11 protein-coding genes are annotated in these 14,266 nt (G+C 34.8%); 1 reads left to right on the top strand and 10 read right to left on the bottom strand.

From position 1 onward, the window contains the following. Positions 1–22: 22 nt before the first annotated feature. The 5 genes from brxC to G540_RS0105150 form a co-directional block, all read right to left on the bottom strand. Positions 23–3,610 (bottom strand): BREX system P-loop protein BrxC, encoded by a 3,588-nt coding sequence (gene brxC, locus G540_RS0105170; RefSeq protein WP_027107209.1) that lies wholly within the window; start codon positions 3,608–3,610, stop codon positions 23–25. A gap of 15 nt (positions 3,611–3,625) precedes the next feature. Next, positions 3,626–4,141 carry a DUF1788 domain-containing protein gene (locus tag G540_RS0105165; protein WP_202804129.1) on the bottom strand — a complete coding sequence of 172 codons (516 nt, stop codon included), beginning with the start codon at positions 4,139–4,141 and terminating at the stop codon, positions 3,626–3,628. A gap of 44 nt (positions 4,142–4,185) precedes the next feature. Beyond that, on the bottom strand, positions 4,186–4,791 hold the full coding sequence (locus G540_RS0105160) for a DUF1819 family protein (RefSeq protein WP_027107207.1): 606 nt from the start codon (positions 4,789–4,791) through the stop codon (positions 4,186–4,188). Positions 4,792–5,001: 210 nt separating this feature from the next. After that, positions 5,002–5,343 (bottom strand): hypothetical protein, encoded by a 342-nt coding sequence (locus G540_RS0105155; protein WP_027107206.1) that lies wholly within the window; start codon positions 5,341–5,343, stop codon positions 5,002–5,004. Between the two features lie 275 nt (positions 5,344–5,618). Beyond that, positions 5,619–6,254 (bottom strand): alpha/beta fold hydrolase, encoded by a 636-nt coding sequence (locus tag G540_RS0105150; RefSeq protein WP_027107205.1) that lies wholly within the window; start codon positions 6,252–6,254, stop codon positions 5,619–5,621. Positions 6,255–6,395: 141 nt separating this feature from the next. Between G540_RS0105150 and G540_RS0105145 the strand changes: the two genes are divergently transcribed. Beyond that, positions 6,396–7,745 (top strand): threonine/serine exporter family protein, encoded by a 1,350-nt coding sequence (locus G540_RS0105145; protein ID WP_235807547.1) that lies wholly within the window; start codon positions 6,396–6,398, stop codon positions 7,743–7,745. 63 nt (positions 7,746–7,808) lie between these two features. Here the strand turns inward: G540_RS0105145 and G540_RS0105140 are convergent, their stop codons facing one another. The 5 genes from G540_RS0105140 to G540_RS0105120 form a co-directional block, all read right to left on the bottom strand. Continuing rightward, complete coding sequence (locus G540_RS0105140) at positions 7,809–8,426, bottom strand: hypothetical protein (protein ID WP_027107203.1); 618 nt, start codon at positions 8,424–8,426, stop codon at positions 7,809–7,811. Further along, positions 8,396–8,740 carry a DUF5104 domain-containing protein gene (locus tag G540_RS0105135; RefSeq protein ID WP_081653550.1) on the bottom strand — a complete coding sequence of 115 codons (345 nt, stop codon included), beginning with the start codon at positions 8,738–8,740 and terminating at the stop codon, positions 8,396–8,398. Before G540_RS0105135 ends, G540_RS0105140 begins: the two co-directional genes overlap by 31 nt. A gap of 144 nt (positions 8,741–8,884) precedes the next feature. Beyond that, a complete protein-coding gene (locus G540_RS07120) occupies positions 8,885–12,793 on the bottom strand; it encodes an MMPL family transporter (protein WP_051188972.1) in 3,909 nt (1,302 codons plus the stop codon). Between the two features lie 128 nt (positions 12,794–12,921). Next, positions 12,922–13,881: a Cna B-type domain-containing protein gene (locus G540_RS07295; protein ID WP_051188971.1), complete on the bottom strand. Its 960-nt coding sequence runs from the start codon at positions 13,879–13,881 to the stop codon at positions 12,922–12,924. 163 nt (positions 13,882–14,044) lie between these two features. Next, a partial coding sequence (locus tag G540_RS0105120; RefSeq protein ID WP_027107201.1) for an LPXTG cell wall anchor domain-containing protein occupies positions 14,045–14,266 on the bottom strand: 222 nt, incomplete at its 5' end.

Here is a 14,266-nt window from a genome sequence, read left to right as displayed (position 1 = left end):
CTCTCATTGTACTTTTTAGCTATTAGCTGATATCTATTCCATCACAATCTCTAATAGATATTAAGAGTTTTTGCTCTATTTCTTTGGCATAAGCTCTTGCTTCTTCTTCAGATTCAATTCTTTTAGCTGGGAATAAAATCTGTCTATGCAAGCTTTTAATATGCTTAACTTTTACAGGTTCTTTGACTTCTTCTTTAACAGCTTTATTTTCTTGTGCAGTTCTTTTCTTTTCAAGTAAATCTTTTTCATGTTGATTAGACTTGGTTAAGTCTGTTATATGTTTTGTGAACTTATCTTTTTGCGTCCATAATCCTGGAATATAAGATTCAAGGATTGCTAGTGATGTTGCATTTGTAATACTTTCTTTTCTGTTAGTATAGAAATCATCACTTCGCTTAATTACAGCTTTTATATTAGTATCTAAAGTATCAGTATCAGCAGAGTGAATTTCTTCCATACATGCTCTCACTATTTCAAACAGATCTTCTTTTTTGGCATCAAGAAGTTTATCGTGACCATCATGAACTATCTTCATAAGATTATTAAGCTTTGTAATATCTGTATAGTTATAATTATCTTTTGAAGGGTTTATTAAAACTATTAGTCTAATTTGATTAAGAGCTTCATTTACTTCTGTTTCTTCTACTAAATATTCTCTATCATGTTTTAAATCAGCTTCGAGTTTTACCGCTGCATTGAACGTATTTACTTGAGAGTCAAAGAAACTTTCAACTTTATCCATATCATCTTGCATATCGTATAAATCATCTTGCATATCTATTAGTTTTTTAACTAGAGCTATGTTATCAGTTTTAGCTTTTAGTAATGCTGAAATAGTACTATCTGCTTCGTGAATTTTGTTCTTATCTGGGTAGGTTCTAGTCTGATATTTTTGTAAAAGATTATTATAGTGTGATTGAAGTTCTTCAAACTTATCTACAATATAAATACTTAAGCCATCATCATCTTGTGGTAAAGTCATAGCTCCAAAGAAATCTCTTAGGAATTCTTTTACTTCTTTGATATCTTTGGAAGCTATTGCTTTACGTTTTTGAATCCGTGTCTTGCCGATTTCAGTTTTCTTTCTTAATAAGTCAGGTAGTCTTTTGTTATCTGCTCTAATAGTTTCGCCACCATATTTAATGGTTACTTTTTGTTCATAAATCAGTCTCGCAACTACATAGGCTACATCTATTTCTTTCCAACCATAAGGAATTGCTTGGAATCGTTTTTGTACATCTGCCATAGTAGTAGGTAGTTGTTGATTATGTTGGAAATCAATAAATGTTTCTACTTCATTGGCAGCTTTTCTATTTGGTTCAAAACCTTTCATCGTACCATCATCGTTTTTACCACTTAATAAATTCAAGATATCTTCATCTGAATCAGCGTTTTCTTCAATCATGTTAAGATCTCTATAAATATCACCTACAAGATTTGAAAAAGCCATATCAATTTTTTCTTTTGGAGTACCTGAAGTGATATTTGCATTTTCTCCATCAATATAGAAGATAGCTTGCTTGAATGCTTCTATTAATTGTTCTTTAGCATCTTGTTCATATGTTTCTGCTAATTCTTGCTTCGTTCTAATGATATCTTGCATTGTTTTTGGAAGTTGAGATACATTCTTTTTCCGGGCATATTTCTTAATTTTCTTCGCTTCTTCAAGATAGTTATAATACTCTGTCTCTGCAAGCACACATATCACTTTTTTGTTAGAAGCTGCAATTAATTTAAGCTCATATTTATCTATTTGAGATGTTGCTTGTGTTAGTATTTGGATTTCCATATTGTCAGAATGTTTTCCAATATAGGAATCATCTACTTTTTTATCAAAATCAAAGTCGTATTTATTGTTATAGCGATATTTTTTAGCATTATAAATTTGGCCGAAAATAATTTCAGCAATATCTCTACTAACTTCTGATGGTTCTACATATTCATTTTTAATTTCACGTTCAACATCTTGTTCTTCGTTTGTTAAGAAGTTATAAGTATCACCTGTTCTCGCAATATAATTTTGCTTAATAAGGCGATCGAGAGACTCTTGAATTTTAGTTCTTTCGTTGATTTTATCTACTCGGATATCATCTGCCATTAAGATAATAATATTATCCAGTTTGGCAGGAACATCATCGACATATCTAATCATATAGAGCAGCTTCAGCACATTTTCATCGCCTGGTTCCAGACCTTTATTATCTTGAATAGCTCTTTCGCATCTTTCTACGACCTGTCTAATAGAACTATCAAGGAATGTGTGAACTGTATCATAGAACATATAAAATGGCACAATAGCATTTTCATCTTTGTCTTGAATTCTTTGTGTTGCTTCTTGGAATCCAGAAAGCATTGATCTTTCTCCACCAGACAAGTGCTTACCAGCATTCCCGTGTTTTCTGATTTCACTAAATACTTTTTGCATTAGGATAAATTGATAAGGCACAAATGGAAAGTTAACAGAAAATTCTTCAGCACTTTCAAATCCTCTAATATCACCTACAGATTCTCTAAATTTAAAGAGGTTTGCCATTTCATTTCTTCTATTTTCATAAGTGTTTTCTAAAAATAGCTTGGATTCATTATTTTTTCTAAGTATTCTCTTTTGAATAACTTCATCAGCAGAAGATGAAGATAATGATAATCTAGTTTTAAAACGGGCTTGGATCCGAGAGAATTCATCTGTTCTTGTGCGAATGATTTCATCGATAGCTTCTTGACCGGTACACATGATCCAAATCTTACCACCGCACTCTGAACCTATTTTTTCAGCTAAAGATTGAAGGTTCAATAGCATATCTGTATCGCCACCGACATATTGACCAACTTCATCAATCATAAATAAGAGTCGATAGTCTTTTGGCTTATCTTTGACATAGTCTTTCATTTCTTTGACAAGATTTGCTATAGATAGATTGATTTCTTCTTCTGAATCAAACCAGTTTCTTGCTGCAGTTTCACTCATACCTACTACTTCTACTAGTGTTTCTACTACTTCATCTTCAAGGAAATCAAATGAATCTCTTGAATCTACCCAAGAACTACCATTTTTCTCTTCAAATACTCGTCTGAACTCATCTAATTTGCCTTTTTTATCAATATATTGTTCAAGTTTTGCAACTTTGAAATTATCTCCATAATATCCCAGATGATTATAGAACATTTTGGCAAAGACCTGCATGACTGCAGTTTTATCTTTATTCATTGGACCTTCTATATCAATATTAAAGAGGATAGTTTCAGCTGGTGTTTTCGTACATTGATCAATTAACATAAAAGTTTCTGGATCATCTTCCAATTTATTTCTAAATCGCTCAACAGTAGTTTTGCCGTCTATTTCTTTATTTTCTAAGATATATGAAAGTATTTTAAGAAAGTGAGATTTACCAGAGCCGAAGAAACCTGAGATCCAAACACCAATATCATCTGTTTCTTGTTTAAAAGAGTCTGAATAAGAATTAAAAAATGTAATAAAATGTTTTTTTAATTCTCTTGTAATAACATATTCATCGACTTCTTGTTTTGTTACATCTAATGTGTCTTGATCTACTTTGATAACACCATTGATTTTACGATTAATGTCATCATAAAACATATTTTGTATTTTCATAATTTTATCCTCACTTTATATCAGATTAAAAGCTCTATAATATTCATTCGCTTTAAATTCGTTAAATAATACTACTTCTCTACCATTGAATTCACCTGGATACATCACAATGATTGGTACATCGTCAAAGGCTACTTGCATTTCTTCCAGTAATGAATGAACTCTCATAAACGGAAATACTTCGCCTACTCCTGTTAGAAAAATTACATCACCATGTTGTCTATCTTCATCTTGCATCTTATCTATAAATGCCTTAGTAGTTGAAAACTTTAATATCTTACTAAGCAAGAAATCAGATCCTTTTTTAGCTTCCATATCAGGTATCTTATGTAACAGTTTTTTGTCTTCACAAATACCTAAAAATATACTGTAGAGATTATATTCTTTGATATTACATTTAAGGTGTGTATCTGATTTGAGTTGTTCTATAAAATATCGAACTTCCATTTCATCTTGGGGATCATAGGTAAACATTCTTATATTGACTTCATTACTTAATCCTTTACCGTGCAAAAAGTCTTCATCTGACATTTTGACTTTTAACCGATCCATTTTTTCGTTTAATACGCTCATAGTTATACCTCAAAACAATCAAAAGCAGGAAGCATATGTGCATCTCCGTTTGCTATGATTTTTTCCTTTAGTTTATAGTCTAGTAGCAGTTTGTTTAATTTTTTACTTCTAGTAGTATCAATATATCCAACATCACGTAAGACACCACCCAATACTGAGATGAGCTTATTGATAGTACTATCAGACCAAGAAGCTATTTGTTCATTTTGTTCTTGTAATCTATTAAAAAATTTCGCGATATCGTTTCTACTATATGAAAAATCTAAGGTTTCATATTTTTCGCCAATCACTGTCAACATAAATTCATATATCAAGCGACTATCTTTCATAAAAGCGTATAAACAAATTTGTTTGGAAGCTTCCATTGATCTATTTTCTATCCACTCAATCATTTCTTTATCAAGATGATTTAAGCGTTTGAGACAGGCTTTTGCTCTTCTTTCTAGTGTTCTTTCTGTAGGATATTGGAAGAGATTTTCATTTAATACTTTTTCGATTATTTCAAATTCATTTAGTCCTTGGTTTAAAAGAGAAGCAGTGGTTTTCATTTCAACATACATAAAAGGCTCCCTTGTCAGAGAAGCTAAATAAGGTGTATTTTGATTCATCTAATCCTCCTTGTTATTTGAACTTTTTCGTATAATTTCGCTATTATTATTATAATCATTTTCTATATAAGTATACAGAGTATATTATATCACTTCTCTTGAATATTTTAGATGGAAATCAGTATTTTAATACGTATTTCATGTATAAAATTGCAATTTAACGCAAAAAAGAGCATCCCACATTTTTTGTGAGATACTCTTTTGCTTTATTTAACCAAAAACTGCCATATGTTCGATGAATAATCTAAATAAAATCCCATTTAAACAAACAAGTGCCAAGATGAACTTCATGATTATTACTACCACTTCCACCACAATTTGTGCTTTTGGTGGAGCATGGAATGTAAACTGCTGTGAGTATAGTTGGATTAATAAGGTTTCTTTTTTGTAATAATAATATCCAACGCCCAAACAAAGCAGGCCAATAATCATATTAACCACCCATGACAATGTACTAAAATAAATACCGCCCAGAATTAAGATACCATCGATTATAAGAACAATCGCCGTCAACTTGACTAACAGATTTAAAATTCGAATTTTTTTATTCATCTACCAATTCCTATGCTTTCTTTTTATATTACCAATCTCTACAGAGGTGAATTATGCCAGTCCCATCCACATTAACACGATATATGCGACAGCACATATAAAACAAATCAATGTACAAATTAATACAAAATAATTAATTTTTTGAGTGTTTTTATATTCTGTATATTGTTTGATCATTAAATAAATTGATACTAGCAACAAAAAAATCATGACATACTTATTCATCTAAATAACCTCACTTCTTTTTGTTTTTATAAATCTTGCTATCTAACTCTTTATCTCTTTGATAAATTATTTTTCGCTAAAAATTCTTGCATCACCTGGCCGAGCTCACTTGGATTATCACGATTGATTTCATGGCCGGCATTGGGCATAATATTTAATTTCGCGTGTACGAGTTGATCATTCAAGGTAATGGCTGCTTTTTTATTCCAGTGATCTTTTTCACCACAAATAACTAAAGTCGGACATGTAATTGTAGTTAAATCTTGCGTGAAATCTATCTCCAGCATACTTTGGCTCAAGCTTAAGAACTCTTTTTTACTAAAACTAGCCGATCCAAAAACACGCTCCGGTAAAAATTTCATAATTTTATTTTGTAATTTAATTAATTTTTGTGGTGTTTTATATTGAATTCCAATCAAGATGAGTGACTGGGTTTTCGTTGGATGGTTTAGCGCATAATTTAAAGCTAAAATCCCACCCAATGATAAGCCGCACAAATTTAATGGTTCATCATATGTTTGACAATAATCTTCAAAACTTTGATACAAATTCTGATAGTTCAATGTTTGATCTTGAATCAAGTCTTTTAACTCTAGACAAACAACATCTTCTTGTGTGATATGTTGCAGTGTTTGTTTCCAACTCGCCGCCGTTTGTCCTAATCCATGTAACAAGATAGTCGCCATCTAATCAGAACCTTTCTTATCTTGATAATTTTATTATATAATTTTTCATTTAAAAAAGAAAACTAATAGTCACATTAGATGATTAAACGGACAATAAGTTTTATAATTATACTAATAGATTAAAAATAGTAGGAGATTATTATGGAAAATCGAACACAAATTGAGCGCACCGACAGTAAGATGTGTCATCATACCCCGATTCCCTGGGACAAAATGTGTCAAAATCCCAACTGTACGATTAAGCAAGCTGATTTAAAAGACAAAGCTTTAATCGTCGGCCAAATTGGCATGGGGATGTTAAGTTGTGGGACGGGTGCTTGGCGCATTCGGGAAGCGATGAATATTATTTCGGCCGCATTAGGCATTAGTTGTGATGCTGATATCGGTTTAGTGAATATTAACTATACTTGTTTTGATGCGAATTCGGGTGAATCCCACTCAACGAGTCTCACGATCCCCACTAGTGGCGTGAACACAGCTAAATTAAGCTTATTAGAAGAATATATTGCGAATTTCGAGTTCTCATCCGTCAACAAAACGCTCCACCAAATTAGTTCCGAAATTGAAAACATCGAAAAAACACCGATTCTTTATCGTCCGTGGCAAATTGGTTTAGCGGCTGGTTTTGCGTGTGCTTCTTTCGTCTTTTTATTAGGCGGTCATCCGATTGCGATGCTATTCGCCTTCTTGGGTGCCGGTGCCGGGAGTTTTACCCGGGCTAAATTATTAGCGAAGAAATTAATGCCCCTCGTCGCTATCGCCATTTCCGTGACGGTGGCTTGTACGATTTATCGGATTTGCGTGATGATCTCGATGCCTTTATTACATTTGAGCGCCGGTCACATTACCGGTTATATCGGCGCCATGTTATTCGTGATTCCGGGCTTTCCTTTGATTACGAGTGGCTTGGATTTAGCAAAACAAGATATGCGTTCCGGGATTGAACGTTTCTTTCATGCTTTGATTGTTATTATTGTCGCTACGATTATTGGTTGGATGGTTGCCAGCGTCTTACATCTAGCCCCCCGTGACTTTACACCAATGCATCTAAACACTTGGTTATTATTAGCTTTACGTTTATTCTTTGGCTTTTTTGGCGTTTTTGGCTTTTCGATTATGTTCAACAGTACCGTTAAAATGGCTGCCAGTGCCGGCATCATTGGGACTTTAGCGAATGCTTTACGTTTAGCTTTAATTGGTCAGGGAATGTTTCCTGCCCCTGCAACTTTTATTGGTGCGATGACAGCCGGTTTACTAGCTGTTTTATTCTTTAAACAAACGGGTTTCCCACGCATTTCCCTTACTGTTCCTTCCTTAGTGATTATGGTGCCCGGTTTAGATATGTATAAAGCCTTTTATTATTTAGGTAATGTCGCCGTTGCCCCAGCTGCTTTATGGATTTCGAAAGCAATTATTTTAGCGATTAGCTTACCTTTAGGCTTAACTGTCGCCCGTGTTTTAACAGATCCTCGTTGGCGCAGTCGTAATTAATAATATTAAAATAACCCTTGCCTGAGAGCGTGTGCTGCTCAAGCAAGGGTTTTATTATGCGGTTTATTCAGATAAATACACTCCCGGTGTCGTAATTGCATCACCTAATTGATACTTGTCTTTATGTTTCAAATGATTGATTTGCGTTAATTTCATCACGGAGATTTTATCGAGAGCGACCGGATCATAATTAAAATATAAAATATACAATTTATACTTATCTGTCCCTTTGATATGTTTTTTGATATATGCATAGACATTTTGTTTTTGATGACCATTCACGTCCATATTTTCCACCCAGAAATCGTCATAAGAACTAATGTCTAATTTTTTGACAATTCTTTGTACATTTTGCGCTGTTGTTGGATTTTGGAGCGTGCGAGTTGATAAGACGTCTAAGATTGCTTGAGGTTGTAAAGTATCCCCCTCAAAAGCATCAGCTATCTTAGCAAGTGTTTGATTAATATGCATTCTTTTAGGATAAGCGACACCTAAGATTCCAAAATAGTCCGATCCTGGTTGGGATTGTTTTCTTAATCTTAAAAATTTCAACCCGGTCTTATCTGGTTCAAAATCATTCACGACATAAGTGGCCCAATCTAAGCGATAATTCCCTTTAGTTGTAGCGAATTCATACCAGGCACTGTAATCTAAGCTTTTCTTACCGGCATCCAGCTCCATATCCGAGGCATAGTTATCAGATATTTTTTCTTGAACTGTCCTTCATAGATTTGAAACATATAATCGATTCCTTCATCGATATCAGCCGCATATTTTAAAGCACGCTTGGAAAATAAACTTTTAATCAAGTTCCGATCTTTTGTGTCTAAAGCTTTAATAACCGTTTTTTCAATCTGGTTGCTTGAGTCTCTTTCTGTTTGGGACGTTTCGTTTAACATATTCAAGCGTTGATTTGTGATGGAACACCCCGACAGCAACATGACGACCAAGATGATTAATATTTTTTGGATGTTGTGCGTTTTTAGTTTTTTCATTTTATGTTTTGTCTTTTTTAATGAATTAAAATATCCAGTTATGCGATCTGTTTATTTATAATTCTTTCTCCTGATTATTAAGATACCTTTATCATAACATAATCCCCCCTCGACTAGCTGCTTGCGTCCAGGGGGGATTTTTAGTTATTCTGATTTCTTTTTAGATTGTTTTTGTTTGACGGCATACGTTAAACTCATCAAACTTGGAATCATCGTTGGAATTAAGAAGATTAATAACATTAAACCAACAATTACAACCGTTGCGACTTGAATTAAAGTCAAAACACCGGAAGGCATTAAAGCTGCGAATGTCCCACTTAAAATAAAGGCGGCCGAGACTACTACGGCTCCAATTTCGGCGGCAGCTTGGATAATACGTTCTTTTGGATCAGGTACTAAGGTGGCGGTGTTTTGGTACTTATTCATCAAGAAAATACTATAGTCAACACCAAGTGAGATTAACATAATAAAACCAAAGAATGGTGTATTCCACGTTAACATATCTTGATGTAAGACTATTTTACTGATAATCGCCGTTAAATCTAGCGCCATAATATAAGCTAAAATCAACGTTCCTAAAATATAAACTGGTTGTAAGATGGAACGCGTAATAAACATTAACGCTAAGGAAATCCCGATTAACATAATCGCTGCTGTGCGAATGAAGTCTTTCGAAGCTAATTGGCGAATATCATTAATATAAGATGTTTGCCCACCAGTTGCGACTGTCGCACCAGCTAAGGATGTTCCTTTAATTGATTTTTTAACTAAACTTTGAATCTTTTCAACGGAATGCATTGCTTTCAATGATTCTGGATTTTCATCTAAAATCACAACTAACTTCACAGCGTGATTATCTTCTGAAAGGAAGGCTGACAAGGCTTGTCCGTATTCTGCACCGTTTAAAATGTTTTGTGGTACATAATATGTGTCGGCTGCAGCGGAATTCATCAAACCAGTGAGGTAATCATTAGCTTGTCCCATTCCGTTATTGATTCGTTGCGCTCCATCGCTCGCTGCGGCTAAACCAGATTCTAAGGCGGCCATTTGCCCAACTAAGCTCTTAATTTTGGTAGCCATTTGGCCTAAACCATTTGTGAGGCGACCTTGATTTTGTGCGAGTAATTGTGCTCCTGTGGCCATTTGACTAGCGCCAGCGAGGAGTTTTGGATTATTCGCAGCTAATTCATTTGTTCCTTGGTTAAGTGCTGTAATCGCATTAACTAAGACAGGAATCTTGCCTTGCATCGTGACTAAGCCATTCTTCAATTCAGTTGAACCATGACTTAATTTAGCGATACCATTTTTCATGACTGGCATTTGTGCGTTCAATTCAGCTAAACCATTCTTTAATTGCACGGCCCCTTGATTAATTTGTTGGGAACCGTTTAATGTTGCTTGCATCAGTTGTTGAACTTTACCAATTGTTTGGCTAAATTGATTTAAACCGTTCACGATTTGATCCGCACCGGGCGCTAATTTTTGAATTAAAAGATGAAATTCTTGTAAAGCCGCATTTAATTCAGTTAGAGCTTGAACCGTCTTAAATTTCGAAGATAAGACTTTCAATTTGGTAAGTTGATCCGTAACGACTTTTAGTTGTTGGAGCTGTTGTTGTAAGTCATTGCCCGTTCCGTTTAATGTTTGTAAATCATTTTGTAAAGTCGTTGTTTGTGGGTTAACCGTCTTAATTCCACTAATCAAACCTTGTAAAGCTGTTTTTTGTTTTTGACCAATTTGTTGGGAAACTTGTTTTAATGTGGCCGTCACAGCTTGAGCTTGTTGTGGGGTTAATGTTTGCCCACTCTTTTGATTAATTTGTTGAATAATTTGGGTAATTTCTGCATCCGAAAGAACTGGTTGTTGGTTATTCAAGATACCTGTTGTTGTGTTTTGTAATTGAGTTAAAGAGTTCTTCAATTTGGTGGCATCTTGTTGAACTTTCGTATTATTTTGCGCTAAATCAGTTGTCATTTGTTGCAACTTAGAAATATCCGGTGTTGCCACAGCTTGTAATTGATTTAAAGCCTTAACCAACTCACTAATTTGTTGATCGAGGGTTTGAATTTGCGCTGGAGTGAGTTTACTTTGCATCATTTGTAAACCTTGTGCTAAATCGGCGGCCCCTGTTTTCAAATCATTAAAGAGATTGTTCATGATGACAACTTGCGGATTATGTGCCACGGCGTTTAATTTATCATAAAATTCCGTCGTTCCTTGCGCTAATTGTTGACTACCAGTTGTTAATTGACCAACACCATTCACTAAAGCGGTTGTTTTCGTGTTAAGCGTCATTAAACCATTATTTAATAGTGTAGCGCCATTCGTGAGCTGTTTAACGCCCGCTTGAAGTGGTTCTGTTCCCTCGGCGAGCTGATTGAGCCCTTGTTGGACTGAATAAACGCCATTCGCATATTTAATCAGACCGTGTTGGAATTGGGAACTACCATTTGCCAATCGTTGCGCACCATTTTGGAGTTCTTGACTGCCGTGATAAAGTTCATTAACGCCCGCAATTCCGGCTGCAAGGTTGGCGTTTTGTAATTTTTGCCGCGCTTGATTTAAACCATTACTAATTTGACTTAAACCTTGGCGGGCTTCTTTAGTTCCTTGAGTGACTGTTTTTAATTGATCATTGACATACAATTCTTTGATCTTTTTCCCACCCGGTTGCGTAACTGTAGCAACTGTTTTTACGCCGGAAACTGCTTTGATTTTATTCGCAACTTGATCAATATCTTTTAAGGCAGCTTCATTATTTAACGGATGGTCACTCTTAATATAAATTGTAGTTGGTTCAGCTGTCCCTTTCGAGAAATGTTTTTGAACGACTTTGAAACCTTCTTTAGCCGGAATATTATCATGTAGTTCAACTAAAGTATTATAGTTCAAAGCATTTTTACCAGCTAATAATAAAGGAATAGCACATAACACAGCGATCCCTAAACCGATAAATGGTCGTTTCACCATGGCTTTGGAAATACCGTGCCACATTTTATTTTTGGCGTCACCGTCAAATTTTTTGCTAGGCCAGAAAACATACTTCCCTAAAATCGCCATAAAGAATGGATTTAAAGTTAATAACGCTAATAACAAGATGGCCACGGCGACTGCCACACCAACTGCGGAACGATACAAACTAAAGCGGGCTAAACCTAAGGTCGAGAACCCGATTAAAACCGAGGAACCACTAAATAAAATAGTTTTCCCGGCACTCTTGAGCGCTGAATGTGTCGCTTCAATCGGACTTAAGCCATCACTGAGTTCACCTTTAAAGCGATCAAATAGTAAAATATTATAATCCGTCCCAATCCCAAACAACACCACAACCATAAAAACTTGGGTGAAATTGGATAAAGGAAAGTTAAAGTGACTCGCTAAATTCATCACAACACTTAAAGAAATTAACATCGACACACCAACTGATAATAAAGAAATAATTGGTGTAATCACCGAATGAAAGACAATCATCAACACAATAAAAATAAAGACAATTGTGATGAATTCCGTCTTTTTAATGCCTTTTTGTGTTTCATTAATAAAGTCATCATCTAAAATATCCGCCCCCGTGACGTAAGTTTTCACACCGGGCGTTTTAGCAGCTTGGGTAATTGTTTGCGTCATCTCACCAACGGCTTGATCTTTATCAACGTTTAATTCTAAGATTTGCGTTGTTTTATCATGTGAGATTAACTGTTTTTTTGTATATTTATTTTCGTTCGGAGCCGTCATGGACTTAATGTGATAACGCTTGGAATGCTTTTGTAAAGAACTAATCGTCTGATCAATCTTTGCTTGTTGTTTGGTCGTGAGTGGTTGTTCACCATTATTAAACACGACTACAACTTGGCGCGTATTATCTTCATGACGTCCCCAATGATTTTGGATAACATCCGCAACTTGACTCGTTGCCGATTTTGGAACTGTGATTTGCCCTTTTTCCCGAACTAACTGATTAATATTCGGTAAGGCCACAATGGCGACAATTAATAAAATTAACCAGACAACCGCTTGTGCAATATACCGCGATTTAACATGATTCTTATTTTTCAATCGAATCCCCTCCATTAATATATCCCTTCACCTTTAATATATTACTCTCAAAACCAGAGTCAATCGATATGCTTACTCCTAAAACACAAAAAAACACCCCACATTTTGTGAGGTGTTTTAGTTCGCTTCTAGTTAGTTAATTTACGTTTTAACAACATAAATCCACCAGCTGTAATTAAGAAAATCCAACCGATAAATGCCATTAAATCATTGGCGTTCATCCCTGTTTTTGGTAAAACTGGTTTCACCGGTTTAGTTGGTTCTTTAGGTTTCACCGGTTTAGTTGGTTCTTTAGGTTTCACCGGTTTAGTTGGTTGAAGATGCCGGTTCACAATTGTATATGTGTTTTGATCAATTTTCGTTGTGTAATCTTTAATTACGTTTTGACCGATTGTATAGACAATTGGTTTTCCGTTTTCGTTCATTGGTAAATCTTTGAAAGTAAATTTCCAATCAGCTGTGACAGGAATCGTTGTTACTTCTTTTCCATTGGCGTATAACGTCACGTTAACAGCTGTTGGTCGGATATGATTGACATCATTTTGATCATCCCAGACAACTTTTCCGGCAATCGTTGTTAAAGCCACTTCGTGCTTATTAATAATAATAAAGTTATTATCTTTTTGCTCGAGTGTTGCTTGATAACCATTAACTAGATCTTCTAGAACCGTATATTTAATCTTTTGACCATTTTCATAAATTGGTAATTTAGTAAAATCAACTTGCCATTGATTACCTTCATATGCGTACTTCTCGCCTACCACTTGCCAATTCGCTAATAATTGAATATTAATTTGATTTGGTCGTAGCTTGTCACGGTTTTGATCATCATCCCATTTTATCACAACGGAAATTTTTTGACTGTCATTAGTATTAGTAATGATGGATGATTGAAAGCTGCATTTGCCCAACGGACATTTGTCTCGACAATCATTCCTTTTTTGCTCTGCTGGTGCGGGCTGAGTTACTTGCGGTGTAACTTTCGCCTCTTTGATCTGATTAGCCTGGATTACGCTACTAACTGGTATCACCGCAAATGACGCCAACATACTTGCTAACATTACCCAGGTTTTAGTTTTTTTGAACATTTATAACCTCACCTCTAAATATAATCCCTTCATAGTTTTATTTTTGTATATTTTTTAATATTAATTCATTTTATCATTGATTTACTCCAGTGTCAAACTATCTACTCAGACCGCTCGAATAACAAAACACCCCACAAAATGTGAGGTGTTTTGTTTATTGATACTAGTTCATTAATTCACGTTTTAACAACATAAAGCCACCAGCTGTAATTAAGAACAATAAACCAATAAATGACATTAAATCATTTGTGTTCATCCCGGTTTTTGGTAGAACTGGTTTCACCGGTTTAGTTGGTTCTTTTGGTGTTGGAACTGGTTTAGCCGGTTGACGATGACGGTTCACAATTGTATATGTGTTTTGATCAATTTTCGTTGTGTAATCTTT

Origin of the sequence: Ligilactobacillus ceti DSM 22408, assembly GCF_000423245.1 — a bacterium.
GTDB classification, from domain to species: domain Bacteria; phylum Bacillota; class Bacilli; order Lactobacillales; family Lactobacillaceae; genus Ligilactobacillus; species Ligilactobacillus ceti.
This window is presented reverse-complemented; position numbering and strand designations above follow the sequence as displayed.